Annotated in this window: 23 protein-coding genes; 20 read left to right on the top strand and 3 right to left on the bottom strand. The window is 72.2% G+C overall.

Translation table 11 applies throughout. The features are described from left to right. Window positions 1–35: 35 nt before the first annotated feature. The 17 genes from uvrC (at window position 36) to EL245_RS02040 (ending at window position 18938) form a co-directional block, all read left to right on the top strand. Window positions 36–2213 carry an excinuclease ABC subunit UvrC gene (gene uvrC / locus EL245_RS02120; RefSeq protein WP_126381642.1) on the top strand — a complete coding sequence of 726 codons (2178 nt, stop codon included), beginning with the start codon at window positions 36–38 and terminating at the stop codon, window positions 2211–2213. 79 nt (window positions 2214–2292) lie between these two features. Beyond that, on the top strand, window positions 2293–3135 hold the full coding sequence (locus EL245_RS02115) for a PRD domain-containing protein (RefSeq protein ID WP_126381640.1): 843 nt from the start codon (window positions 2293–2295) through the stop codon (window positions 3133–3135). 94 nt (window positions 3136–3229) lie between these two features. Further along, on the top strand, window positions 3230–4210 hold the full coding sequence (gene rapZ / locus EL245_RS02110; RefSeq protein ID WP_126381638.1) for an RNase adapter RapZ: 981 nt from the start codon (window positions 3230–3232) through the stop codon (window positions 4208–4210). Between the two features lie 56 nt (window positions 4211–4266). Beyond that, window positions 4267–5292 carry a gluconeogenesis factor YvcK family protein gene (locus EL245_RS02105; RefSeq protein WP_126381636.1) on the top strand — a complete coding sequence of 342 codons (1026 nt, stop codon included), beginning with the start codon at window positions 4267–4269 and terminating at the stop codon, window positions 5290–5292. Window positions 5293–5322: 30 nt separating this feature from the next. After that, the gene (gene whiA, locus EL245_RS02100; RefSeq protein ID WP_126381634.1) at window positions 5323–6303 is read left to right on the top strand and encodes a DNA-binding protein WhiA; all 981 of its coding nucleotides are present in this window, start codon (window positions 5323–5325) and stop codon (window positions 6301–6303) included. A gap of 275 nt (window positions 6304–6578) precedes the next feature. After that, window positions 6579–7583, top strand: a complete 1005-nt coding sequence (gene gap, locus EL245_RS02095; RefSeq protein ID WP_126381632.1) for a type I glyceraldehyde-3-phosphate dehydrogenase — start codon at window positions 6579–6581, stop codon at window positions 7581–7583. 165 nt (window positions 7584–7748) lie between these two features. Further along, window positions 7749–8942, top strand: a complete 1194-nt coding sequence (locus tag EL245_RS02090) for a phosphoglycerate kinase (RefSeq protein ID WP_126381630.1) — start codon at window positions 7749–7751, stop codon at window positions 8940–8942. 7 nt (window positions 8943–8949) lie between these two features. Then, a complete protein-coding gene (gene tpiA / locus EL245_RS02085) occupies window positions 8950–9729 on the top strand; it encodes a triose-phosphate isomerase (RefSeq protein WP_126381628.1) in 780 nt (259 codons plus the stop codon). A gap of 191 nt (window positions 9730–9920) precedes the next feature. Then, window positions 9921–10163, top strand: a complete 243-nt coding sequence (gene secG, locus EL245_RS02080; RefSeq protein WP_126381626.1) for a preprotein translocase subunit SecG — start codon at window positions 9921–9923, stop codon at window positions 10161–10163. A 64-nt stretch (window positions 10164–10227) separates the two neighbouring features. Continuing rightward, the gene (gene xerD, locus EL245_RS02075) at window positions 10228–11145 is read left to right on the top strand and encodes a site-specific tyrosine recombinase XerD (RefSeq protein WP_126383893.1); all 918 of its coding nucleotides are present in this window, start codon (window positions 10228–10230) and stop codon (window positions 11143–11145) included. 89 nt (window positions 11146–11234) lie between these two features. Continuing rightward, window positions 11235–12104: a ParA family protein gene (locus EL245_RS02070; RefSeq protein WP_126381624.1), complete on the top strand. Its 870-nt coding sequence runs from the start codon at window positions 11235–11237 to the stop codon at window positions 12102–12104. 11 nt (window positions 12105–12115) lie between these two features. Beyond that, a complete protein-coding gene (locus tag EL245_RS02065; RefSeq protein ID WP_126381622.1) occupies window positions 12116–12946 on the top strand; it encodes a segregation and condensation protein A in 831 nt (276 codons plus the stop codon). After that, window positions 12943–13557 (top strand): SMC-Scp complex subunit ScpB, encoded by a 615-nt coding sequence (gene scpB / locus EL245_RS02060; RefSeq protein ID WP_126381620.1) that lies wholly within the window; start codon window positions 12943–12945, stop codon window positions 13555–13557. The genes EL245_RS02065 and scpB overlap by 4 nt, the downstream gene beginning before the upstream one ends. Beyond that, a complete protein-coding gene (locus EL245_RS02055) occupies window positions 13554–14507 on the top strand; it encodes a pseudouridine synthase (RefSeq protein WP_126381618.1) in 954 nt (317 codons plus the stop codon). The genes scpB and EL245_RS02055 overlap by 4 nt, the downstream gene beginning before the upstream one ends. Further along, window positions 14504–15685, top strand: a complete 1182-nt coding sequence (locus EL245_RS02050) for a prephenate dehydrogenase (RefSeq protein ID WP_126381616.1) — start codon at window positions 14504–14506, stop codon at window positions 15683–15685. The genes EL245_RS02055 and EL245_RS02050 overlap by 4 nt, the downstream gene beginning before the upstream one ends. 393 nt (window positions 15686–16078) lie before the next feature. After that, entirely contained in the window at window positions 16079–18244 is a 2166-nt protein-coding gene (gene der, locus EL245_RS02045) for a bifunctional cytidylate kinase/GTPase Der (RefSeq protein WP_126381614.1), read from the top strand. 118 nt (window positions 18245–18362) lie between these two features. Then, window positions 18363–18938, top strand: a complete 576-nt coding sequence (locus tag EL245_RS02040; protein ID WP_126381612.1) for a DUF421 domain-containing protein — start codon at window positions 18363–18365, stop codon at window positions 18936–18938. A gap of 468 nt (window positions 18939–19406) precedes the next feature. Here the strand turns inward: EL245_RS02040 and EL245_RS02035 are convergent, their stop codons facing one another. Beyond that, on the bottom strand, window positions 19407–19919 hold the full coding sequence (locus EL245_RS02035; RefSeq protein WP_126381610.1) for a VOC family protein: 513 nt from the start codon (window positions 19917–19919) through the stop codon (window positions 19407–19409). Between the two features lie 75 nt (window positions 19920–19994). Between EL245_RS02035 and EL245_RS02030 the strand changes: the two genes are divergently transcribed. Next, window positions 19995–20789 carry an AraC family transcriptional regulator gene (locus EL245_RS02030; protein ID WP_126381608.1) on the top strand — a complete coding sequence of 265 codons (795 nt, stop codon included), beginning with the start codon at window positions 19995–19997 and terminating at the stop codon, window positions 20787–20789. 13 nt (window positions 20790–20802) lie between these two features. On the opposite strand, the gene EL245_RS02025 is transcribed toward EL245_RS02030, so the two are convergent. Together EL245_RS02025 and EL245_RS02020 are read right to left on the bottom strand one after the other, a co-directional pair. Next, window positions 20803–22068: a pentapeptide repeat-containing protein gene (locus EL245_RS02025; protein WP_126381606.1), complete on the bottom strand. Its 1266-nt coding sequence runs from the start codon at window positions 22066–22068 to the stop codon at window positions 20803–20805. Window positions 22069–22284: 216 nt separating this feature from the next. Beyond that, on the bottom strand, window positions 22285–23136 hold the full coding sequence (locus tag EL245_RS02020) for a DNA alkylation repair protein (RefSeq protein ID WP_126381604.1): 852 nt from the start codon (window positions 23134–23136) through the stop codon (window positions 22285–22287). A gap of 79 nt (window positions 23137–23215) precedes the next feature. On the opposite strand from EL245_RS02020, the gene pgi reads away from it, so the two are divergent. Beyond that, window positions 23216–24871, top strand: a complete 1656-nt coding sequence (gene pgi / locus EL245_RS02015) for a glucose-6-phosphate isomerase (RefSeq protein ID WP_126381602.1) — start codon at window positions 23216–23218, stop codon at window positions 24869–24871. Between the two features lie 387 nt (window positions 24872–25258). Continuing rightward, window positions 25259–25915, top strand: a complete 657-nt coding sequence (locus EL245_RS02010) for a MerR family transcriptional regulator (protein ID WP_126381600.1) — start codon at window positions 25259–25261, stop codon at window positions 25913–25915. Window positions 25916–25928 lie beyond the last annotated feature (13 nt).

The following is a 25928-nucleotide window of genomic DNA, read 5'->3' as shown; positions in this document are numbered from 1 at the left end:
GAGCCGGCGGGCTGAGCCGCAATAGGCTGTCGCCCATGGCAGACCCCTCGACGTACCGCCCCGCCCCCGGCGAGATCCCGACGTCGCCGGGGGTCTACCGCTTCCTCGACCCCGAGGGCAGGGTCATCTACGTCGGCAAGGCCAAGAACCTGCGCGCCCGCCTGTCCTCCTACTTCCAGGACCTCGCGGCGCTCCACCCCCGCACCCAGACGATGGTGACGACCGCCTGCGCGGTGGAGTGGACGGTCGTGTCCACCGAGGTCGAGTCCCTCGCGCTCGAGTACTCCTGGATCAAGGAGTTCAACCCGCGCTTCAACGTCATGTACAAGGACGACAAGTCCTATCCCTACCTCGCGGTGTCCATGGGGGAGGAGTTCCCCCGCGCGCAGGTGGTGCGTGGCGCCCGGCGGCCGGGGACCCGGTACTTCGGGCCCTTCGTCCAGGCCTGGTCGATCCGCGAGACCCTCGACCAGCTTCTGCGCGTCTTCCCCGTCCGCTCCTGCTCAGCCGGGGTCTTCCGTCGGGCCGCGGCCTCGGGCAGGCCCTGTCTGCTGGGCTACATCGACAAGTGCTCGGCCCCCTGCGTGGGCCGGATCGACCCGGCGGCCCACCGCGAGCTGGCAGAGGACTTCTGCGCCTTCATGGCCGGGCGCACCGGCCCCTACCTCGAGGACCTCGAGACCCGGATGCGGGCCGCCTCCCAGCAGCTGGAGTTCGAGCGGGCGGCCCGGCTGCGCGACGACGCCGAGGCGCTGCGCAAGGTCATCGAGCGCAACGCGGTCGTCCTGCCCGACGCCACCGACGCCGACGTCTTCGCCCTGGCCTGCGACGAGCTGACCGCGGCCGTCCAGGTCTTCCACGTGCGCGGCGGCAGGGTGCGCGGCCAGCGCGGCTGGGTCATCGACCTCATCGAGGACGCCTCCCAGGCCGAGCTCATCGAGCGCCTGCTCCAGCAGGTCTACGCCGAGCTGCCCGAGCCCGCCGACCACCCGAGCACCGGGAGCGGTCGCGCCCCGCGCTCGGGCCCGACGACCTCCCTGGGCGTGGGCGGGCGCACTCCCTCCAGCCCGGTCCCGCGCTCCGGCCCCGACGGGTCGCGCCCGCCGCGCGAGGGCCAGGCCGTGGCCACGAGCGTCGACGACGTCGTCCACACCGCCACGACCGCGGTGCCCCGCGAGATCCTCGTGCCGGTCCTGCCCGAGGACTTCGCCGCGGTCGAGGACTGGCTGACGGGGCTGCGCGGCGCCCGGGTCGAGCTGCGGGTGCCCCGACGGGGGGACAAGGCCGCGCTCATGGGCACGGTGGCGCGTAACGCCGAGGAGGCGCTGCGCCTCCACAGGACCCGCCGGGCGAGCGACCTCACCCAGCGCTCGGCCGCCCTTGAGGAGCTGGCCGAGGCCCTCGACCTGCCCGAGGCCCCCCTCCGCCTCGAGTGCTTCGACATCTCCCACACCCAGGGCTCCCACCAGGTCGGCTCGATGGTCGTCTTCGAGGACGGCGCCCCCAGGAAGTCGGACTACCGGCACTTCGTCGTGCGCGGCCCCCAGGGCACGGGCGCCGCTGACGACACCGCGGCCATGCGCGAGGTCCTCCAGCGCCGCCTCAGGCGCCTCCTGGCCGAGTCGGGGTCCCCGGGCGGGGCGGAGCCCGCCCCGGGGGCCGAGGACCCCTCAGGGGACGGCGCGCAGGAGGACATGATCGTCTCGGGCCCGGTCGACCCGGCCACCGGCAGGGCCCGCCGCTTCGCCTACGCCCCCGGGCTGGTCGTGGTCGACGGCGGCCTGCCCCAGGTCGGCGCGGCCCGGGCGGTCATGGACGAGCTCGGCCTCGACATCCCGGTGGTCGGGCTGGCCAAGCGCCTCGAGGAGGTGTGGGTCCCCGGAGAGGAGTTCCCCGTCGTGCTGCCCCGGGGCTCGGCGGCCCTCTACCTCCTTCAGCACCTGCGCGACGAGTCCCACCGCTTCGCCATCTCCCACCACCGCTCCCGCCGCTCCAAGGGGATGACGCGCTCGGCCCTCGACGACGTCCCCGGGCTCGGGCCGGCCCGCCAGGCGGCCCTGCTCAAGGCCTTCGGCTCGGTCAAGCGCCTGCGCGCCGCCTCGGTCGAGGAGATCGCGAGCGTCAAGGGGATCGGCCCGGTCCTGGCCCAGACCGTCGTCGCGCACCTCGCGCCCCGGCCCGGCGGGACCCAGGGCCCCGAGGGGCCCTCCTGAGGCCGGTGACGGGTCCCGGTCCTGTCGGGAGGTCGTGCAGCGGCCGCGGACAGGCGGCGGGAGTGCCACAATCGGCCGTGTGAGGATCCTGCGGGTGTTCAACAACAACGTCGTGCTGGCCAGCGACGAGCTGGGCCGGGAGGCGGTTCTGACCGGCAGGGGCATCGGCTTCGGCGCGCGCCGGGGCGAGCAGGTCGATGCCGGCCTCGTCGCCCGCCGCTACGTCCTGGCCCAGGACGCCGAGAGCCTCGGCGAAGTGATGGCGGGCATCCCCCTGGACCGCATCACCCTCATCGAGCGCACCTTCCTGACGGCCGCCCGCGAGCTGGGCGGACGCGTCCCGGCGTCGACGATCGTGGCGGTCGTCGACCACGTCAACCAGGCCATGGAGCGCGTGCGCGAGGGCGTCGTCATGGACTACCCCATGCGGGCCGAGGTCGCCCACCTCCACCCCGAGGAGCTGGCCCTGGCAGAGCGCATGGTCGAGGAGCTCAACAGCGCCCAGGAGGTCCAGCTGCCCGTGGGGGAGGCCTACGCCCTGGCCCTGCACCTGTTCACCGCGGCGGTCGGGGCCCGCTCGGCCCAGGAGGCGGTGGCCCAGTCGCGGCTCATCCGCCAGGTCATGGAGCTGCTCGCCTCGGCCTACGGGCCCGGCTTCGACGCGGGCTCGGTCAACGCCGCACGCTTCGCCACGCACCTGCGCTACTTCCTGGCCCGGGCCCGCACCGCCCAGGTCGAGGACGGCACCGCCTCGGTCATCGCCGGTGCCCTGCGGGAGGACCGGCCCCACGCCTACCAGGTCGCGCTGCGGGTCAAGGGCCTGCTCGAGCTGCGCCTGGGCATCTCGGTGTCCGACGACGAGCTGGCCTACCTGACGATGCACGTCGCGCGGCTCGAGGCGGGTATCGGAGCCGGCACCTGAGACCGGCCGCGACACCCGCTGCACCACCCGCCACGACACCCGCCACGGCACGGGATGAGCCTGCTGCGGGCCCCGCCCATGACATGCTTGGGACATGGACGCTCAGGACAGCCCGCGCGACCCCCGGCGCGAGCGCACGCGCATCGCGCTGGAGGACACGGTGCCCGAGGGCATTCCCGCCATCGACGAGGCGGCCCCGCAGGTGCCCCCGGCCCAGCGCCCGGAGATGATCATCGTCACCGGCATGTCGGGCGCGGGCAGGTCCCGGGCGGCCATGGCGCTGGAGGACCTCGACTGGTACGTCGTGGACAACCTGCCCCCGCAGCTGCTTCCGGCGCTGGCCGGGATGATGACGACCGTCGGCGCCGGGGTCCACCGCCTGGCCGCGGTCGTCGACGTGCGCAGCCGCGACTTCTTCGCCAGCTTCATGAAGTACCTCGGCGAGCTGCGGGAGACCGGGGTCAACGTGCGCGTCATCTTCCTGGACTCCTCGGACGCCTCGCTCATCAGGCGCTTCGAGTCCTCCAGGCGCCCCCACCCCCTCCAGGGCACCGGCTCGATCCTCGACGGCATCGAGCACGAGCGCACCCTCCTGGCGGGGCTCAAGGCCTCGGCGGACGACGTCATCACGACGACCGACTACTCCGTGCACGACCTCGCCCGCCGGGTCCGCGAGCTCGTGGCCACCGAGTCCGACCTCGCCCTGCGCGTGACCGTCATGTCCTTCGGCTTCAAGTACGGCCTGCCCCTGGACGCCGACCACGTCGTCGACGTGCGCTTCATCCCCAACCCCTACTGGGTCTCCGAGCTGCGGCACCTGACCGGGCGGGACGCCCCCGTGGCCGACTACGTCTTCCGGCAGGACGGCGCGGCCGCCTTCGTCGACGGCTACGCCGACCTCATGATCCCGGCCCTGCCGAGCTACGTCGACGAGCTCAAGCCCTACGTGACGATCGCCGTGGGCTGCACCGGCGGCAAGCACCGGTCGGTGGCCTCCGCCGAGCGCATCGCGGCGCACCTGCGCGCCGCGGGCTTCAAGGTCTCCACCCAGCACCGGGACCTGGGCCGGGAGTGAGGCCCGATGAGCTCGCACGCATCGGCCACATGTGAACGACGGAGGGTGACTCACCGATGAGCAACCACGCCACCATCGACTCCTCGGGCTGGCCCCGGCGCGGGGCGGAGGGCCCCGCCGTCGTCGCCCTCGGCGGCGGGCACGGCCTGTCGGCGACCCTGCGGGCCCTGCGCCACGTCTCCCACCGGCTGACCGCCGTGGTCACCGTCGCCGACGACGGCGGGTCCTCGGGCAGGCTCCGCGAGGAGTTCGGGTGCCTGCCCCCCGGCGACCTGCGCATGGCCCTGGCAGCGCTCACCGACGACTCGGAGTGGGGACTGACCTGGCGCGACGTCCTCCAGCACCGCTTCGCCGGCGCCGGGGAGCTCGACAACCACGCCCTGGGCAACCTGCTCATTCTCGCCCTGTGGCAGCTGCTCGGGGACGAGGTCGCCGGCCTGGCCTGGGTGGGGCGGCTGCTGGGCATCCACGGCCGGGTCGTGCCGATGAGCGCCTCCCCCCTCGTCATCGAGGCCGACATCGTCAACGGGGCCGACCGCCGACGCGTGTCGGGCCAGGTCGCCGTGGCCACGACCCGCGGCCGCATGGAGAACGTCGGGGTGGTCCCCGCCGACGCCGACGCCCACCCCGAGGCGGTGCGGGCCATCGACGAGGCGGACTGGGTGGTCCTGGGCCCGGGGTCCTGGTACACCTCCGTGCTGCCGCACCTCATCCTGCCGGCGATGCACCGCTCGCTCGTGTCCACCCCCGCCCGCAAGGCGGTCGTGCTCAACCTGTCGGAGCAGACAGGGGAGACCGAGGGGATGAGCGCCGCCGACCACCTGCGGGTGCTGGCCGAGTACGCCCCCGACCTGCGCCTCGACGTCGTCATCGCCGACCCCTCGGCGGTCGAGGACATCGAGGACCTCCAAGGGGTCGCCCAGGGCCTGGGTGCCGTGCTCGTCCTGCGCCAGGTGCGCACGAGCGAGACCCTGTGCCACCACGACCCGCTGCGCCTGGCCGCCGCCTTCCGCGACGCCTTCGACGGGGCCGTCGGCGACGTCGGGGAGCCCCGGCCCGCCCACGACGAGAACCCTGCCTGACCCTGACCGACCAACCCAGGAGCATCTGCCATGTCGCTGACGGTGACCGTCAAGGACGAGCTCGCCCGCGTGTCCCCCGACAACGCCGCCCAGAGGCGTGCCGAGGTCGCCTCCCTCCTGCGCTTCGCCGGAGGACTTCACATCGTCTCGGGCCGCATCGTCGTCGAGGCCGAGCTCGACCACGGGGGAGCGGTCCGCCGCCTCCACCGTGATCTCAAGGAGCTGTTCAACATGGACCCCGAGGTCCTCGTCGTCCAGGCCGGCTCCCTCCACCGGGGCAGCCGCTACGTGCTGCGCGTGGTCGACCGGGGCAAGGACCTCGCCCGCCTCACCGGCCTGGTCGACGGCCGGGGGCGGCCGGTGCGCGGCATGCCCGTCGCCGTCGTCCAGGGCGGGCGCAACGCCGCCGCCGCGGCCTGGAGAGGCGCCTTCCTGGCCCGGGGCTCGCTGACCGAGCCCGGACGGTCCTCCTCCCTCGAGGTCACCTGCCCGGGCTCGGAGGCCGCCCTGGCCCTGGTCGGTGCCGCCCGGCGCTTCGACGTGGCGGCCAAGGCGCGCGAGGTGCGCGGGGCCGACCGCGTCGTCGTGCGCGACGGCGAGGCCATCGGCATCCTGCTGCACAGGATGGGCGCCGTCGAGGCCTTCGCCACGTGGGGGGAGCGGCGCTCGCGCCGCGAGACCAGGGGCACGGCCAACCGGCTGGCCAACTTCGACGACGCCAACCTGCGCCGCTCGGCCCGTGCGGCGGTGGCCAGCGGCGCCCGGGTCGAGCGGGCCTTCGAGATCCTGGGCGACGACGTCCCCGACCACCTCGTCCAGGCAGGGCGCCTGCGCGTGGAGCACAAGCAGGCCTCCCTGGAGGAGCTCGGCCAGCTCTCCGACCCCCAGCTGACCAAGGACGCCGTGGCCGGGCGGATCCGCCGCCTGCTGGCCATGGCCGACAAGCGCGCCCACGAGCTGGGCGTGCCCGACACCGAGTCGGTCCTCACCCAGGACATGCTCGACCTGTGACCCCCGAGTCCCGGTGCGGGGCGGACGGGGAGGACCAAACCTGGGACGTGGGTCCTGGACGGGTGTGAAAACGTGCGTCATACACCATCGGCGGCGTCAGCGGGGCCGGATGTGTTCGCCCCTGGCGTGCCCGGCCCTCGCATGTGACCGTCGCGTGACGCTAGACTCACTCGTGCCGGAACGAGAAGGATCCGTCCCACCCGGACCGGAGCACACCTGGTGTGCGAAGAGCTACGAATACGTGCGCCGCGCGCGGCGCACTAGGAGGACACAAAGTGACCACCCGCGTTGGTATCAACGGCTTCGGTCGTATCGGCCGCAACTTCTTCCGCGCCGCCCTCGAGCAGGGTGCGGACATCGAGGTCGTGGCCGTCAACGACCTGACGGACAACAAGACCCTCGCCCACCTGCTCAAGTACGACTCCATCCTCGGCCGCTTCGAGGGCGAGGTCACCTACGACGAGGACGGCATCGTCGTCAACGGCAAGCACATCAAGGTGCTCGCGCAGCGCAACCCCGCCGACCTGCCCTGGGGCGACCTGGGTGCCGACGTCGTGGTGGAGTCCACCGGTTTCTTCACCGACGGCGAGAAGGCCAAGGCCCACATCGACGGCGGCGCCAAGAAGGTCGTCATCTCCGCCCCGGCCAAGAACGTCGACGGCACCTTCGTCATGGGTGTCAACGAGGGCGACTACGACGGCGCCACGATGACCATCGTGTCCAACGCCTCGTGCACGACCAACTGCCTCGCCCCGCTGGCCAAGGTCCTCCACGAGAACTTCGGCATCGTGCGCGGCATCATGACGACGATCCACTCCTACACCGGTGACCAGCGCGTCCTGGACGCCCCCCACGGCGACCTGCGCCGCGCCCGGGCGGCCGCGCTCAACATGATCCCGACCAAGACCGGTGCCGCCCAGGCCGTGGCCCTCGTCCTGCCCGAGCTCAAGGGCAAGTTCGACGGCCTGGCCGTGCGTGTCCCCACCCCGACCGGCTCGCTGACCGACCTGACCTTCCAGGCCGAGAAGGAGGTCTCGGTCGACGCGGTCAAGGCTGCCGTCAAGGCCGCCGCCGAGGGCGAGCTCAAGGGCATCCTGGCCTACACCGAGGACCCGATCGTCTCGACCGACATCGTGGGCGACCCGCACTCCTCGATCTTCGACGCCAACGAGACCAAGGTCATCGGGGACCTCGTCAAGGTCCTGTCCTGGTACGACAACGAGTGGGGCTACTCCAACCGCCTCGTCGAGCTGACCGCCTACATCGGCGAGCGCCTCTGAGCCCGCTTCCGGCAACGATGCTCCCATGACGCTGCGCCCGCGCACGCCCCGGCGTGCGCGGGCGCAGTCCGTCGAAGACGTCGGCCGGCAGCCGCCGGCACCCGCCGGCGCCAGCGCCGGCACGTCCCACCCCGCCACCACCCCCGACCGATAAGAGGCATTCGTATGAAGACCATCGAGTCCCTGGGCGACCTCAAGGGCAAGCGCGTCCTGGTCCGCTCCGACTTCAACGTCCCGCTGGACGCCGACAAGAACATCACCGACGACGGCCGCATCCAGGCGGCTCTGCCCACCCTGCGCACCCTGCTCGACGCGGGAGCCAAGGTCGTCGTCGTCGCCCACCTGGGCCGCCCCAAGGGCGAGGTCAACCCCGACTACTCCCTGGCCCCCGTGGCCACCCGACTGGCCGAGGTCGCCGGCGTGAGCGTGACGCTGGCCGAGGACACCGTCGGTGAGTCCGCCAAGGCGGCCGTCGCCGCCATGGGCGAGGGCGAGATCGTCCTGCTCGAGAACGTGCGCTTCAACGCCGCTGAGACCTCCAAGGACGACGCCGAGCGCGAGGCCTTCGCCGCCGAGCTCGCCGCCCTGGCCGACGTCTTCGTCTCCGACGGCTTCGGCGTGGTCCACCGCAAGCAGGCCTCGGTCTACGACGTCGCGAAGATCCTGCCCTCGGCAGCCGGCCTGCTCGTGCTCAAGGAGATCGAGTCCCTGGGACGGGCCATCACCGACCCCGAGCGCCCCTACACCGTCGTGCTGGGCGGTTCGAAGGTCTCCGACAAGCTCGGCGTCATCGCCAACCTCCTGTCCAAGGCCGACCGCCTCATCGTCGGCGGCGGCATGGCCTACACCTTCCTCGTCGCCCAGGGCCACGAGGTGGGCACCTCCCTGCTCGAGGCCGACCAGGTCGAGACGGTCAAGGGCTACATCGCCACCGCCAAGGACAACGGCGTCGAGCTCCTTCTTCCCGTCGACACCGTCGTCGCCCCCTACTTCGGTGCCGACGCCCCGGCGACCGTCGTCGCCTCCTCGGCCATCCCGGCCGACCAGATGGGCCTGGACATCGGTCCGCAGACCCGCACGATCTTCGCCGACGCGATCGCCGACTCCAAGACGGTCGTGTGGAACGGCCCCGTGGGCGTCTTCGAGTTCGAGGCCTTCGCCGAGGGCACCAAGGCCGTGGCCAAGGCGATCTCCGAGTCCGACGCGTTCTCCGTCATCGGCGGCGGCGACTCCGCCGCGGCCGTGCGCACCCTGGGCTTCGACGAGTCCACGTTCTCCCACATCTCCACCGGTGGCGGCGCCTCCCTCGAGCTCCTCGAGGGCAAGGTCCTGCCCGGCATCGCTGTCCTGGAAGGCTGACACACTCATGACGAACCGCATCCCGCTCATGGCGGGCAACTGGAAGATGAACCTCGACCACCTCGAGGCCAACCACCTCGTCCAGGGCCTGGCCCTGGCCCTGGGCGACGCCGGCCACGACTACGCCAAGTGCGAGGTCGTCGTCATCCCGCCCTTCACCGACATCCGCACCGTCCAGACGATCGTCGACGCCGACGAGCTGGGCATCAAGTACGGCGCCCAGGACGTCTCGGTCCACGACAACGGCGCCTACACCGGTGAGATCTCCACCGCGATGCTCACCAAGCTCGGCGTGTCCTACGTCGTCATGGGCCACTCCGAGCGCCGGGAGTACCACGGCGAGTCCGACGCCCTCGTGGGCGCCAAGGCCCGCAAGGTCCTCGACGCGGGCATGACCCCGATCCTGTGCTGCGGCGAGGCCCTCGAGGTCCGCAAGGCCGGCACGCACGTCGAGTTCGTCCTCGCCCAGGTCCGCGCCGCCCTCGAGGGCTGGAGCGGCCAGGACGTGGCCAAGATCGTCATCGCCTACGAGCCGATCTGGGCCATCGGGACCGGCGAGACGGCCACCGCCGAGGACGCCCAGGAGGTCTGCGGGGCCATCCGCGAGGCCCTGCGCGCCGACTACGGCGACGCCACCGCCGAGGCGGTCAGGGTGCTGTACGGCGGCTCGGCCAAGCCCGACAACATCAAGGAGCTCATGGCCCAGCCCGACGTCGACGGGGCCCTCATCGGCGGAGCCTCCCTCAAGGCGGAGTCCTTCGCCGCGATGGCGGGCTTCTACGCCTGAGCCCTCGCGCGTCGCAGCCCCACCGGGCGCTGCGACGCGATCGAGACCGGGGCCCGGCCACCTCACACAGGGGCGGCCGGGCCCCGGCGCGTTCATCGGGTAGAGTCCGGGGCGGACGGGACCCGGGCGGTCCCACGACTGGCCCCGGGGCTGCCCGACCGGGGCCGTACGACGACGAAGGGAACAACGGCGTGGACGTGCTGCGCATCATCCTCCAGGTGCTCCTGGTCCTCACGAGCTTCTTCCTCATCATGTCGGTGCTTCTGCACAAGGGGAAGGGAGGCGGCCTGTCGGACATGTTCGGCGGCGGCATCTCCTCGTCCGCCGGCACCTCCGGGGTCGCGGAGCGCAACCTCGACCGGATCACGGTGGGCGTCGGCCTCGTGTGGACCGCCACCATCATCGGGCTCGGGCTTCTTGCCAAGTTCGTCTGAGCCACCCGCACCGGGGGAGGCGCCTGAGGAACCCGACCCGCGAGGAAGCGCCGGCGAGCGGGCCCTGCGCGGCTACCTCGCCCACCTGCGGGTCGAGCGGGGGCTGAGCCCGAACACGCTCGCCGCCTACGAGCGCGACCTGAGCCGCTACCTCGCCTTCCTCGCCACCCGCGGGATCATCGACCCGGCGGGGGTGGGGGAGGGGGACGTCGCCGCCTTCCTCGAGGCCCTGCGCACAGGAGCCGACGGCGGCCGCGCCCTGGCCCCGGCCTCGGCCTCGCGCACGGTGACCGCGGTGCGCGGCTGGCACCGCTTCCTCCACGACGAGGGGACGACCGCCTTCGACCCCTCGGCGGCGGTGCGCCCGCCCCAGGTGGGGCGCCGCCTGCCCAAGGCCCTGACGATCGAGGAGGTGAGCAGGCTCCTGGAGTCGGTCGGCCACGAGGACACCCCCGAGGCGCTGCGCGACCGCGCCCTGCTCGAGGTGCTCTACGCGACCGGGGCGCGCATCTCCGAGGCCGTCTCCCTCATCGTCGACGACCTCGACCCGCAGGCGGGCTGCCTGCGGCTGTTCGGCAAGGGCCGCAAGGAGAGGATCGTCCCGGTGGGGCAGCACGCCTGGCGGGCCCTCGAGGCCTACCTCGTGCGCGGCCGTCCCGCGCTGGCCTCCAAGGGCCAGGGTGCCGCCGAGATCTTCCTCAACACCCGTGGCCGGCCCCTGTCGCGCCAGTCGGCCTGGACGGTGCTCCAGCGCTCGGCCGCCCGCGCGGGCCTGGGCGACCCCTCCGAGCAGCGACGGGTCTCGCCCCACACCCTGCGTCACTCCTTCGCCACCCACCTGCTCGCGGGTGGGGCTGACGTCCGTGTCGTCCAGGAGATGCTCGGGCACGCCTCGGTCACGACGACCCAGATCTACACGCGGGTCACCGTCGACCACCTGCGGGAGGTCTACGCCACGAGCCACCCGCGTGCCCGAGGGTGAGCGCCCCGTCCGCACCCTGGCAGCTCCCCCGGCAGCACCCTGGCACTGAGATCCGGCTCGATCCCACGGTTGTCGACTAGGCTGCCCGCGTGAACGACTCCAACCAGCCAGGCATGATCGACCTCCCCGACATCGTCGTCGAGGAGAAGGTGTTCCCTGAACCCGCGCCGCTGGAGTCCCATGGACCGGCTCGCGTCATCTCCATGTGCAACCAGAAGGGCGGCGTCGGCAAGACGACGACGACCATCAACCTGGGCGCCGCACTGGCCGAGTACGGGCGCAAGGTGCTCATCGTCGACTTCGACCCCCAGGGCGCAGCCAGCGCCGGGCTGGGGATCAACGCCAACGAGCTCGACACGACGATCTACGACCTGCTCGTGGCCTCGCGCCCCGACGTCCGCTCGGTCATCCTGCCCACCGGCGTGCCCGACCTCGACATCGTGCCGGCCAACATCGACCTGTCGGCCGCCGAGGTCCAGCTCGTCAACGAGGTCGCCCGCGAGCAGGCCCTCACCCGTGTGCTGCGCCCGGTGCTCGACGACTACGACGTCGTCCTCGTCGACTGCCAGCCCTCACTCGGCCTGCTCACCATCAACGCGCTCACCGCCTCCCACGGGGTCATCATCCCCCTGGAGACCGAGTTCTTCGCCCTACGGGGGGTGGCGCTGCTCGTTGAGACGGTCGACCGGGTACGCGACCGCCTCAACCCCCGTCTCCAGATCGACGGGATCCTGGCCACGATGGTCGACCAGCGCACCCTGCACTCCCGGGAGGTGCTCGAGCGGCTCGAGGACGCCTTCGCCGACCAGCTCTTCGACACCCGCATCCGGCGCACGATCAAGTTCCCCGACGCCTCAGTGGCCAGCGAGCCGATCACCTCCTACGCCCCCGGGCACGCCGGCGCCGAGGCCTACCGGCGCCTGGCACGGGAGATCATCGCCCGCGGTGACGTCGCCTGAGGTCCTCTGAGATGGTCCTGGTCCAGGACGTCGACCTCGGGGAGCGCACCGACGACGGCCCTCGGCGCGTGCCCGGCTTCTCGGTGAGCCTGCCCCAGTTCGAGGGCCCTTTCGACCTGCTCCTCGCCCTCATCGCCCGCAGGCGCCTCGACGTCACCGAGCTCGCCCTGGCGGAGGTCACCGATGAGTTCATCGCCCACATGCGAGCCGACTGGGACCTCGAGCACGCCAGCGAGTTCGTCGTCGTCGCCTCCACCCTCCTGGCCCTCAAGGCCCACCGGCTCCTGCCGCACGACCCCCAGGAGGAGGACGAGGACATGGAGCTGCTCGAGGCGCGCGACCTGCTCTTCGCCCGCCTCCTGCAGTACCGGGCCTACAAGCAGGCGGCGGCGGCGCTGGCCGCGAGGGCCGGGTGGGCCGCGCGCTGCCACCCGCGCGCGGTGGCGCCCCCGCCCGAGCTCGCCGCCCTCCTGCCCCGGCTCGTGGCCACCATCGGGCCCACGGACCTGGCGCGGCTGGCGGTCGGCGCCCTCACCCGGCCGGGGGACCCCGGCGTCCAGACCGTCCACCTCCACGAGCGGGTTCCCGTCGGTGAGCAGGTCGCCCTCCTGGTCGAGCGGCTGCGCCGCCACGGTGTCCTCAGCTTCACCGAGCTGACCGCCGACGCCGGGCGCACGGCCGTCGTCGTGGCCCGCTTCCTGGCTCTGCTCCTCCTGCACCGCCAGGGCAGCGTCGACCTCGCCCAGGAGGAGGCCATGGGGGAGATCCAGGTGACCTGGTGCGCGGGCCAGGACGAGGCCGCGGCGCTGAGCGGGCTCGAGATCGCCGAGGAGTTCGCATGAGCACCCACACGGATCCCACGGGCACGGACCAGACGGACCCCCAGCGGCTGCGCGCCGCCGTCGAGGCGGTCCTCATCGTCTCCGACGAGCCGGTGAGCGCCACGTCCCTGGGTGAGGCCCTCGGGGTCGGTGCGCGGCAGGCCGAGGAGCTCCTGGAGTCCCTGGCCCGGGAGTACACCGGCCAGGACGGTGCCAGGCCACGCGGATTCGTCCTGCGGCGTGCCGCCGGGGGGTGGCGGCTGGCCTCGGCCCCCGACTTCAGCGAGCTCGTCGAGCGCTTCGTCATCGGCGGGGCGACCGCCAGGCTGTCCCAGGCGGCCCTGGAGACCCTCGCCGTCATCGCCTACCGCCAGCCGGTCACCCGGGGGCGCGTGGCCGCCATCCGGGGGGTCAACGTCGACGGGGTCGTGCGCACCCTCCACGCCCGGGGCCTCATCGAGGAGACCGGCACCGAGCCCAGCGGCGCCATCCTCTACCGCACGACCGCCGAGTTCCTCGAGTACCTGGGCATCGACTCCCTCGAGGAGCTCGAGCCCCTGGCCCCCTACCTGCCCGACACCTCAGTCCTGGGGGACATCGAGGACGAGATGACCGGAAGGACCACGCGATGAGCAGCGGACACCTGGACTTCGGCGCCGAGGAGTTCTACGACGAGGACGACCTCATCGAGCTCGACGCCACCGCCGACCCGAGCACCCTGGCGGCCTTCGACGCCGAGGCCCTCGACGAGGACGCCGAGACCCTGGCGATCGCCGAGCGCCTGCGCGCCGCGCGCGGCGGGGCGGACGACCCCCACGTCGAGGGGGGAGTGCGCCTCCAGAAGGTGCTCGCCCGCTCCGGGGTGGGATCGCGCCGCGCCTGCGAGGGCCTCATCGCCGCGGGCCGGGTGAGCGTGGACGGCGTGACCGTCGTCGAGCCCGGGGTGCGGGTCGACCCCCGCGCCCAGGAGATCCGGGTCGACGGCTCGCGCGTCCTGGCCAACCCCGACCTCGTCACCGTCGTGCTCCACAAGCCCGCCGGGGTCGTCACGACGATGGAGGACCCCGAGGGGCGCCCGACCGTCGCCGAGATCGGACGGCGCTGGGTGGCCGAGCACACCGAGGAGCTGACCGATGCCGGCGCGGTGCGCCTCGTCCACGTCGGGCGCCTCGACACCGACACCGAGGGGCTGCTCCTGCTGTCCAACGACGGGGAGCTGTCCCACCGGCTCATGCACCCCTCCTACGAGATCTCCAAGACCTACGTCGCGATCGTCGAGGGGGCGGTCGAGCCCTGGGTGCCCCGCAAGCTCAAGCGCGGCATCGAGCTCGACGACGGGGTGGCCAGCGCCGACAGGGTCGTCGTCAAGGACTCCGGACCCGGCGGCTCGATCGTCGAGATCACCCTGCACTCGGGACGCAACCGGATCGTACGGCGCATGCTCTCCGCGGTCGGTCACCCGGTCGTGCGCCTGTCACGCACCCGGATCGGACCCCTGGGCATCGGCTCCCTGAGGCCCGGGCAGGTCCGGGCCCTCACCGGTGAGGAGATCCGCGCCCTCCAGGACGAGGTGGGCCTGTGAGCACCCCGACCCAGGGCACGCCCCCGACGAACCCCTCAGCCACGGTGTCCACCACCGGACCCGTCCTTGTCGTCGGCTCCGGCCTGCTGGGCACGTCCCTGGCCCTGGCCCTGTCGGCCGCGGGCGTGGAGGTCCAGCTCGAGGACACCTCGCCGACCTCCCTGGCCCTGGCCCGGGACATGGGCGCAGGCAGGCCCCGTGACCCTCAGGACGAGGAGCCCCGGCTCGTCGTCGTGGCCACGCCCCCGGACGTGGCCGCCGCCGTCGTCATCGACCAGCTGGCCGCCCACCCCGGTGCGGTGGTCACCGACGTCGCCTCGGTCAAGGAGCGGGTGGCGGCCGAGGTCAGCGCCTCCGCGGGCCGCCAGGCGCGCCGCTACGTCGGCAGCCACCCCATGGCGGGTCGGGAGCGCTCGGGCGCCGGTGCTGCCGATGCCGACCTGTTCGTCGGGCGCCCCTGGGTCGTCGTGGCCGAGGGCTCGGCCCCCGAGGCCGAGCTGGCGGTGCGCAACCTGGTCGTCGACGTCGGGGCCACGCCGGTGCGCATGGGCGCCGCCGAGCACGACGCCGCGGTGGCGGCCGTGTCCCACGTGCCCCAGCTCGTGTCCTCCCTCCTGGCGGCGCGCCTTGAGGGTCTGCCCGAGAATGCCCTGTCCCTGGCCGGGCAGGGCCTGCGCGACACGACACGGATCGCCGCCTCCGACCCGCGCCTGTGGTCGGCGATCGTCGTCGGCAACGCCGGCCCGGTCACCGGCATCCTGCGCCAGATCCGTGACGACCTCGACCGGCTCATCGACGGCGTGTCCGCGGCGGCGCTGCCCCCGGGAAGCCCGCAGCTCGCGGCGCCCGGACGCGCAGCGGTCCTCGCCCCCGGCGCGGTGGGGGCCGTCACCGACGTCATGACCCGCGGCGGCGCCGGCAGGGCGCGCATCCCGGGAAAGCACGGGGGCGCGCCGCGCCGCTACGCCGAGGTCCAGGTGCTCGTGCCCGACTCAGCCGGTTCCCTGGGCAGGCTCTTCTCCGACGTCGGGGATCTAGGAGTCAACATCGAGGACTTCGACATGGAGCACTCGGCCGGCCAGTCGGTTGGCATCGCGACCCTCTCGGTGCTGCCCAGCGCCGCCCAGGCCCTCGAGAAGGCCCTCGACGCCCGCGGCTGGCGCGTCGTCGTGGCCTGAGCCCGCCCCGCACCACCGCGCTTGGTCGCACGGCCGAGGTGAGGGGCGCTGAGGGATGGCCGGGCGCATGGGTGTGCGTCAGGCGCATGAGTTCTGGCGGTATGCAGGCGCTCAGCACCCGCGAAGCGCCAGAACTCATGCGCCTGATGGTGACTCATGCACATCGTGCGTCGGTGAACCGTATGTCGGCTGCCTGCACCCGCCCGCGGCACCGTCCTGGAGCGCGGAGACCAGGGGAGCTCCGAGCATGGCGCACGGACGCGGCGAGCTGCTGGAGGTTGCCGACACCGCAGTGAGCCGTGCACTGTGCGAGGATTCATCGGCGTCGTCGTGCCGCGCGCGCCCCGCGGTGTGGGACCCTTGGGCGAGTTGACCGAAGGGCTGGAGGAGCACATGGGAGTCGTCGTCGCCATCGACGGGCCGAGCGGGTCGGGTAAGTCGACCGTCTCACGGAGGGTCGCCGCCGAGCTGGGCCTGGCCTACCTCGACACCGGCGCCATGTACCGTGCGGCCGCCTGGTGGTGCGAGCGCAAGGGCATCGACCTCGACGACGCCGTGGCGGTGGCACGGGCGGTCGAGACGATGCCCCTGGTCATGGGGCTCGACCCCGAGGCCCCCGCAGTGGAGTGCGACGGGGTCGACATCGCCGAGGCGATCCGTGACCCGCACGTCTCCCAGGTGGTCTCGAAGGTGGCCACGAACCTTGAGGTGCGTGCCGAGCTCGCCTGCCTCCAGCGCGAGATCATCCACGCCGAGGCCCTCGGGGCGCGCGGCTCGGTCTCCCAGGGCGCGGGCGTCGTCGCCGAGGGAAGGGACGTCACGACCGTCGTCGCCCCCGAGGCCGACGTCCGTCTCCTGCTCACCGCGTCCGAGGCGGCCCGCCTGCGTCGCCGGGCCGCGGACCTCGACGCCGCGGGCAAGTCGGTGGACGCCGCCGCGCTGCGCGACCAGGTCGTGCGACGCGACCGCGACGACGCGACCGTCTCCCAGTTCCTCACCGTCCCGGAGGGGGTCACCCTCGTGGACACCTCGGAGATGGACCTGGGGCAGAGCGTCGAGCACGTCATCTCCCTCATCGAGGCCGCCCTCGACGAGGCCGCCGCGCGCGACGCCGAGGCGATCAAGCACGCTGAGGCGCTGCGTGCCGGCCTGGAGGACTACGAGCTCGACGAGGAGGACCTGGCCCTGCTGGCCGGGGAGGAGATCCCGGCGGGCACCGACGGCCTCGAGGCCGGGCTGCCGGTCCTGGCGGTCGTCGGCCGTCCCAACGTGGGCAAGTCGACCCTCGTCAACCGGGTCCTGGGGCGCCGTGCCGCGGTGGTCCAGGACACCCCGGGCGTCACGCGCGACCGGGTCTCCTACCCGGCCGAGTGGGCCGGGCGGCGTTTCACGATCGTCGACACCGGCGGCTGGGAGGTTGACGTCGAGGGGCTGGACGCGGCGGTCGCCGCACAGGCGGAGGTGGCCGTCGAGCTGGCCGACGCCGTCCTGCTCGTCGTCGACGCGCAGGTGGGCATCACCCAGACCGACGCCTCGATCGTCAGGATGCTGCGCCGCAGCGGCAAGCCGGTCGTCCTGGCGGCGAACAAGGTCGACTCCCCGGCCCAGGAGGGCGACGCCGCGGCCCTGTGGAACCTGGGCCTGGGGGAGCCCTACGCGGTCTCGGCCCTCCACGGGCGCGGGTCGGGCGACGTCCTCGACGCCGCCATGGCGGTGCTCCCGGAGGTCTCGGCGGTGGCCGGCCCGGCTCCCGGCGCGGACCTGCACCGGGTGGCGCTCGTGGGCCGGCCCAATGTCGGCAAGTCGAGCCTGCTCAACTCGATCGCCGGCGCCCAACGGGTGGTCGTCAACGAGGTGGCAGGGACCACCCGTGACCCGGTCGACGAGGTCATCGAGCTCAACGGGCGCCAGTGGGTGTTCGTCGACACCGCCGGGATCCGGCGCCGGGTGCGCCAGACCCGGGGGGCTGACTACTACGCGGTCCTGCGTACCCAGGGCGCTATCGAGAAGGCTGAGGTGGCGGTCGTGCTCCTCGACGCCTCCGAGCCGGTCAGCGAGCAGGACGTGCGGGTCATCCAGCAGGTCGTCGACGCCGGCCGCGCCCTCGTCCTGGTCAACAACAAGTGGGACCTCGTCGACGAGGAGCGCCAGAAGATGCTCGCCTGGGAGGTTGAGCACGACCTGGGCCACGTGTCCTGGGCGCCGCACATCAACCTGGCGGCACGCACGGGCTGGCACACCAACCGGCTCGTGCGTGCCCTGGACGCCGCCCTGGAGGGATGGACGACGCGCGTGCCCACCGGCAGGCTCAACGCCTTCCTCGGCCAGCTGCAGTCGGCCACGCCTCACCCGTTGCGCGGCGGCAAGCAGCCGCGGATCCTCTTCGCCACCCAGGCGCAGACCGCCCCTCCGCGTATCGTCATCTTCACGACCGGCTTCCTCGACGCCGGCTACCGGCGCTTCATCGAGAGGCGCCTGCGCGAGGAGTTCGGCTTCGTCGGCTCGCCGATCCAGATCGGCGTGCGCGTGCGGGAGAAGCGCGACCGCCGCCGCAAGTAGGGCCAGCAGGTCGGCCGTCGGGCCCGGGTGCCCTGGCTCGCGGACCCGGCTGTCCCGGAGCGCTGGCCGCCGGCGCGCCCGCAGGTGGCCGGTGGCAGCCGGCTGCCAGGATGTGGTCATGTGGACCGACCTGTTCGTCATGACCGTCCCGGTGGCCGACAAGGTGGTGCGCACCGTCGTCGTCTACCTCGCTATCGCGGTGCTGCTGCGTGTGGCGGGCAAGCGACTCATGGCGCAGATGAACAACCTCGACCTCGTCGTCGTGCTCCTGCTGAGCAATGTCGTCCAGAACGCCATCATCGGACCGGACAACTCGCTGCTGGGCGGGCTGCTCGGCGCGGTCGTGCTCATCGTGGTCAACGTCGGCCTGGACCGCTGGGCTCAGGTCTCCGGGCGCCTGCGGTGGCTCACCGAGGGAACGGGCTCGGTGGTCGTGCGTGACGGCCGGGTCGACCACCGCCGGCTCAGGCGCCTGGGCACCTCGGAGCGGGAGCTCGCGGGGGCGTTGCACCGCCAGGGCGCCGATGACGTCACGCAGGTCGAGCTCGCGGTCATCGAGCCCGGCGGAGACATCGACGTGCGCCTGCGCCCCGGCGCCCGGGCGGTGACCCGTGACGAGCTCGACGCCGCCGTGGAACGAATCCTGGCGGCCGTGGCGCAGCAGGCTGAGCCCCGCGGGAGGCAGGAGGGGTGAGGATCGTGGGGCGGTTCGGGCGGAGGAGTCGGGCCGGGATGTGTCCGGGACTCGCCGGTTTTGGCCTGTCCCGCGTGGGCCTGCGGCGCCTTTGCGCATGATGACGCCATGACTCGCCCCAGGTCGGCGCCGGGACAGCCAAAAGACGCGAGCCACGTACGTTCCTCCAGGCACTGGCCCCGCACCTCGAGGCGGTCTGCCACGACGGGACGGTGCCCGGGCCGAGGAGTGACCGGGCGGGACGGTGCCCGGGGCGTCTCGCGACGAGGGGTGGCGGTGCACCCGACCGCCGGGGCGGCTCACGCCGCTCAACGGTTGATGACGTCGCGCATAAGCCCGTGAGGTCGCACGTCCGACGTGCGACCTCACGGGCCAGCGAGCGACCTCACGGGCCAGCGAGCGACCTCACGGGTCGACGTGCGACCCGGTGCCGCCCGCCACGATGACGAGCCCGGCCGCCGGGGCGGCTCAGGACTGGGCCTGCTCGGCGATCCACTGGGCGACCCGTCGGGCGCTGTCGGCCTCGGAGAGGTCCTCGACGCGTGTCATGACCGTCCAGCGCACCCCGAAGGGGTCGCGCAGGGAGGCGTAGCGGTCCCCGGAGACGAAGGTGGTGGCCGGCTCCCGGATCACAGCGCCGGCCTGCCTGGCGGCCTCGACGACTGCGTCAACATCGGGGCAGTACAGGCCCATCGAGTAGCAGACCTCTTGACCGGCGGGTGGTGGCACGAGGCCGAAGTCGGGCAGGGGAGCGCCGAGCTGGAGCTTGCCGTGTCCGAGGTCGAGCTCGGCGTGGGCGACGACACCGCTCATCTCGGTGACGTCGACGACCCTGGCGCCGAAGACGTCGCGATAGAAGTCGATGGCTCCGCGGGCGTCGGAAATGACAAGAAAAGGCGTGAGGCTCGTCGAGCCGTGCGGTACTCCGTCGGTGGTGTACTGTCCGGTGACCCCGGTGCGGGGTGCTGCGTCGCTGCTCATGCGGTGAGGCTACGAGAGTCCCGGCGTGCCGGACTTGAAGATTCGCGACAGTCTCGAGCTGGTGGGAGGCAGACGATGACCGAGGTCGACCTCCGTGGTGTCCTCTACCCCTCCCGGTTGCCCTCCTTCCACCGCGAGCCGGCGCCCGAGGCACTGGCCCACCTGCTGCGGTGGGTGTGGGTGCCGCGCTGGGAGCTGGCTCCCGGACAGCGCCTTGTCGAGGAGATTCTGCCGTTCCCTGCCTCCAATCTTGTCGTCGAGCCCGACGGTGTCACTCTCTACGGTCCGACGACGGGCGTCTCAACACGTGTGCTGGAAGGCAGCGGGTGGGCGGTGGGGGCGCTGCTGCGTCCGGCATCCCTCAGTCGCCTGGGAACCGCGCCGGCATCGATCCGTGGAGGCGCGTGCCCGGTGGTGGACGCTGACCTGCACCGCCGGGTCGTCGCGGCCATGGAGGACGCGGATGCGCAGGAGGGCGGGCGGCGGGCGGCGGCGCTCCTCATCGCCTGGGTGGCCGAGTGCGGAGAAGCGGCCAGCAGCGCCGCGCTCGTGGCCAATGACATGGAGGATCTCATCGCCACTGATCGTTCGATCATCCGGGTCGAGCAGGTCGCCGAGCGCTTGGGTACCTCGGTGCGCAGCGTCCAGCGGATGGCGGAGAGGTTCATCGGTCTTCCGCCCCTGGCCGTCATCCGCCGCTACCGGCTCCAGGAGGCGGCGCAGCGTCTGCGGGGCGAGCCCGGGCTGTCGATCGCCGAGGTCGCTGCCGACCTGGGCTACGCCGACCAGGCGCACCTGGCCTCCGACTTCCGCACCGTGCTCGGCCTCACGCCCCGCGACTACCGCAGGCGGCACGACGGCGCCAGATGAGTGCCCGGTCCGATCAGCTGATCTCCGGGCCAGGCTCGGAGGGCGGAAGTTCCTCCTCGCCAAGAGCTGCGTCCTCCCGCGGCGCGGACGCGTCGTCCTCAATGATCTCCAGGATCGTCCCGTCCGGACTGAAACGAGCCCACCGTGCGTCATAGGGAAGACCGGTCGTGCTATCAATGGTCATCATCCCCTCGGGAAAAATGGGTTCACGTTGCACATTAAAACACGCCCCATAAAAGGAGCAATTCATCGCAAGTGCACCGTTAATATGCGCGCATATCGATGCGTTTGAAAAACTCGTTCTTTCGCAGAAAATTGCATCACGATAGTTTGGCGCTCTATCGAATACTGCCTCCGCGAACGTGGTATTCCGGGCGAAGGTCACGCCCTCGAAGTAGGCGTTCTGGTGGAAGGTTGCACCACGGAAGATGACGTTCTGGGTGAATGTGGATCCGCTGAAATCAGTCGTGTTCTTGAAGGTGGTTCGATCGAAGTTGAGCCGCTCGGTGAGGACGGCTCCATGGAGGTCGATGGCGCAGTCGCACCAGAGCTGGTCGTCCTCAACCTCCTGGACGACCTTAGGCAGAGAGCTGGTGGCCTCGCGGCCTGCGCGCAGGTGCCTCCCGAGAACGGCGAGGACCGTGGACTCGACCGCGCCGTCGTCGCTCACATACGTGCGGGCGGGGGTTTTGTCACTATCGTCCGCGGCCTCGGTGGGTTTCTCCCACTGTCCGCGGTTGCTCCGCAGGTAGCCGCACAGGATGTCGACGACGCGCTGCTTGTAGGGGCCCCGGTAGGTGTCGGCCACGTCGGCCAGGGAGTAGACGCCGGCGATCCGCACCTGGGGGGACGGGCTGCCCAGCTGTTGGACGGCACTGACCAGCCTCTGCTCGGCCTTCTCCTGCTCGACATCCTTCCGAGCGAGCTCGGCTGCGGCCTCGGCGCGCTCGGCGCTCGCCCTCTCCCGGTACTTGATGACGAGATATCCGGTACCGCCGATCCCCCCGATAGTCGTCAAGGACACCTTGACCACGTCCAGCGGGCTCGCCCCGGCCCCCGCACTGCGCCAGTTCGTCAGCCACCGGGATGACCACAAGGCGCCCTCGCCCCACACCCACCCGAGCACCGTGAAGACGACCAGCGCCAGGACCACCCACACAAGGATGACGCCAAAAAGCGGCCAGGTCCGGAAATCGCGCAGCCTGCTTCCCCGGCGATCCGCGCGGGTCATGGCGCGCCGGAGCCGCGCGTCCGTGTGGGCGGTGTCGTCCTGTTCCATGCGGGCCCCTTCCGCCGTGCTCGTCGCGTCCTCGACCTCGACTTCGCCATGTTACCGACGCCGCCTCCCGCTCCGCGGTCACGGTGAGCCCTGCGCCGCGGACGTACTTCCGGCCGCGAGTTCGTACGGTAGGGGTACGTACCCGAGGCACACAGTACGAAAGCGAGCAGCCGGGCCCGAGGTCCGGTGCCTGAAGCCCGTGCGGGCCGCCTCTTCTCAGCTCCGGGGTGCCCGTGGCGCCGCGAGGTAGGCCGCCCGCACCTCCGGGTCGAGGCGCTCGACGGCGTAGCGCAGCATCGTGCGCGGCATGGAGGCGGCGTGCGCGTCGAGGAAGGCCCGCAACGCCTCCTCGTCGACCCGCTTTCCCGCCTCACGCAGCATCCACCCCACCGCCTTGTGGATGAGGTCCTCCGGGTCGGCGAGCAGTAGGGAGGCCACGGCGTAGGCGGGCCAGTCGACGCCCGCGCGGGTCGTCGCGAAGGTGGCGAGCACAGCCACCCGCCTCTCCCACAGGCTGCCCGATGAGGCCAGGTCGAGGATCTGCTCCGGAAGAGGGGGAGAGGCGCCCGCGCTGCCCGGCGTCCACGCGGCACGAGGCAGGAGGAGCCAGGGGCCCACAAGGTGCTCGGCCGAGGCGTCCACGAGGTCCCAGTTGTTGACCCTGCCGCGCCCTACCCACTTCAGGTACCGGGAGCCGAGCTCGGCCTGACGCTCCTGTGCGGCCCGGATCCTGGCGTCCGGGACCCGGCCACCCGCCCGGGCGCGTTCGAGGACGCGGTTGAGCGGCCGGATCTCGGCCACCGCGACCAGCAGCGCCGCCATCCGGTCCTCGTGCCAGGGGCTGGCCACGAGCTGCTCGCGCTCGTCGTCGTCAAGCCGGCTGCGCCTGACCACGCCCCGGACCTGCGGCATCGTCAGCCCCCGGAAACGGTCCCCCTCGCCGTAGCCCCCGGGCACGGCCCGCATGTAGCGCTCCATCTGCTCGGCCTTGGCGGGCGATACCAGGGCGGCCAGGGCGGTCTGGACCGCCTGGGCGGTCGTCACGGTCATCGGGGACGCAGTGCTCATCGGAGCTCCTCCCGCGCGGTGGGCGGATCCGGGACGGCGGTCACGGGTCTGCGGCCCGCCGCACCGATAGGCTAGCGGCATGCTGACTCCGGTTGACCCCACCACCACGCCCGCCTGGACGCGCCTGACCGAGCTCCACTCCACCCTCGACCCTGACCTGCGCACGTGGTTCGCCGAGGACCCCGGCCGCGCCGAGCGCTTCTCCTTCGAGCTGGGTGACCTGTTCGTCGACCTGTCGAAGAACTACCTGACCGACGAGGTCCGTGCCGCCCTGGCCGAGCTCGCCGAGGCGGTCGACGTGCCCGGACGACGCGACGCCATGTACGCCGGGGAGCACATCAACGTCACCGAGGACCGCGCCGTCCTCCACACCGCCCTGCGCCGCCCCGCCACCGACTCCCTCGTCGTCGACGGCCAGGACGTCATCGCCGACGTCCACGCCACCCTGGCCAAGGTCTACTCCTTCGCCGACCGGGTGCGCTCGGGGCAGTGGACCGGCGTGACCGGCAAGCGCATCGAGACGGTGGTCAACATCGGCATCGGCGGGTCCGACCTCGGGCCGGTCATGGTCTACGAGGCCCTCAAGCCCTACGTCCAGGACGGCATGAGCTGCCGGTTCATCTCCAACATCGACCCGGCCGACTGCGCCGAGAAGGTCGCCGACCTCGACCCCGAGACGACCCTGTTCATCATCGCCTCGAAGACCTTCACGACCCTGGAGACCCTCACCAACGCCCGCATGGCCCGCGACTGGTTCCTCGCCGCCCTGGCCGAGCGGGGGATCGAGGCCGAGGGCGCCGTCGCCAAGCACTTCGTGGCCGTGTCCACCGCGCTCGACAAGGTCGCCGAGTTCGGCATCGACCCCGACAACGCCTTCGGCTTCTGGAGCTGGGTCGGCGGGCGCTACTCGGTGGACTCCGCGGTCGGCACCGTCCTGGCCGTGGCCATCGGCCCGGAGAACTTCGCCGACTTCCTCGCCGGCTTCCACGTCGTCGACGAGCACTTCGCCACCCGGGCGCCGGCTGAGAACGTCCCCATGCTCATGGGGCTGCTCAACGTCTGGTACGTCAACTTCTACAAGGCCGAGTCCCACGCGGTGCTGCCCTACGCCCAGGACCTCCACCGCTTCGCCGCCTACCTCCAGCAGCTGACCATGGAGTCCAACGGCAAGTCGGTGCGCTGGGACGGCTCGCCGGTGACCACCGAGACCGGGGAGATCTTCTGGGGCGAGCCGGGCACCAACGGCCAGCACGCCTTCTACCAGCTCATCCACCAGGGCACCCGGCTCATCCCGGCCGACTTCATCGCCGCGGCCACCCCCGCCCACCCGACCAAGGACGGGGGAGTGGACGTCCACGAGCTGTTCCTGTCCAACTACCTCGCCCAGACCGCGGCCCTGGCCTTCGGCAAGACGGCCCAGGAGGTGCGTGCCGAGGGCACGCCCGAGGCGATCGTCCCGGCACGCGTCTTCACCGGCAACAAGCCGACCACCTCGATCCTGGCCCCGGCCCTGACCCCCTCGGTGGTCGGCCAGCTCATCGCCCTGTACGAGCACATCACCTTCACCCAGGGCATCGTGTGGGGTATCGACTCCTTCGACCAGTGGGGGGTCGAGCTGGGCAAGAAGCTCGCCCTCGAGATCGCCCCGGCCGTCCAGGGCGACGCCGAGGCCCTCGCCGCGCAGGACGCCTCAACCCGCGGGCTCATCACCCGCTACCGCCAGCTGCGCGGGTGAGGTCCTGAGGGCCCCCGTGCCGGCGTCAGTGCCGGCCCCAGTGTCCTGAGGGTGCCCGACGACGCATCGTGCGTCGTCGGGCACCCTCGTGCTGGAGGGCCGACGGCGACCGACGAGGTCGCGCAGCACCGCTCGACAGCGGCCGGGTGGCTCCGATCGCCCGGCCGGGCGGGCCGTGAGAGGAGATCGCGAGGTGCCGAGCACTGCGCATAGCGGACTACGCGTAGACGACTGAGTGTCTGGAGAACGCGTGGCGGATGACGCATAACTCACTATGCGAGCGCTGACGAGAACGCACGCCCTCGACGCCGCTGCCCCTCGGTGCTCCGTCTCGACGGGCTCGCGCCCGGGCGGGATACCTCTAGGCTTGGTCCCGGAGGTCCGCCGATGAAGATGGCTCAGCTGAGCGCCCGATCCGGTGTCGGGGCGCCGACGATCCGCTACTACATCCGCGAGGGCCTCGTGCCCGCGGGAGAGCTGACGAGCCCCAACCAGGCGGTCTATGACGACCGGCACCTCGAGGCGCTGCGTCTGGTGCGGGCGCTCATCGACGTCGGGGGCCTGTCCGTGGACGGCGCCCGGGCCGTCCTGGCCAATCTCGGCGGCGGTGAGAGTGCTGCCGAGACGCTCAGGGCGGCGCAGTACGCACTCACCCCGGCCCAGGGGTCCGGGCACGCCCAACTCGACGAGGCACTGGCGCGGGTCGAGGCGCTCATCGAGAGCCGCTGGTGGAGCGTGTCGGCGGACAACCCGGCCAGGTGGACCCTCGCGCGCACGCTCCTGGCACTTGAGGAGCTCGGTGCGACCGAGGTCCTCGAGCTCCTCGACGCCTACGCCGCGGCGGCCGAGGAGGTGGCCGACCGTGAGGCCGAGGTCCTCGAGAGAGTGGGAACTCCCCGCGAGGCGGTCGTCAGCGTCGTCGCCCTCGACGTCCTGGGGGACAGGCTCGTGTCGGCGCTGCGCCGGATGGCTCAGGAGGACGCCCTTGTCGCGCGCGGCGGCGGTACCGGCACCCAGGCCGACGGCGGGACCCCGCAGCGGTGACGGTCGTCACCCA

The sequence above is a fragment of the Actinomyces howellii genome, from assembly GCF_900637165.1.
Taxonomy (GTDB): domain Bacteria; phylum Actinomycetota; class Actinomycetes; order Actinomycetales; family Actinomycetaceae; genus Actinomyces; species Actinomyces howellii.
The sequence above is the reverse complement of the archived record's forward strand: the minus strand, read 5'-3'. Positions and strand labels throughout refer to the sequence as shown.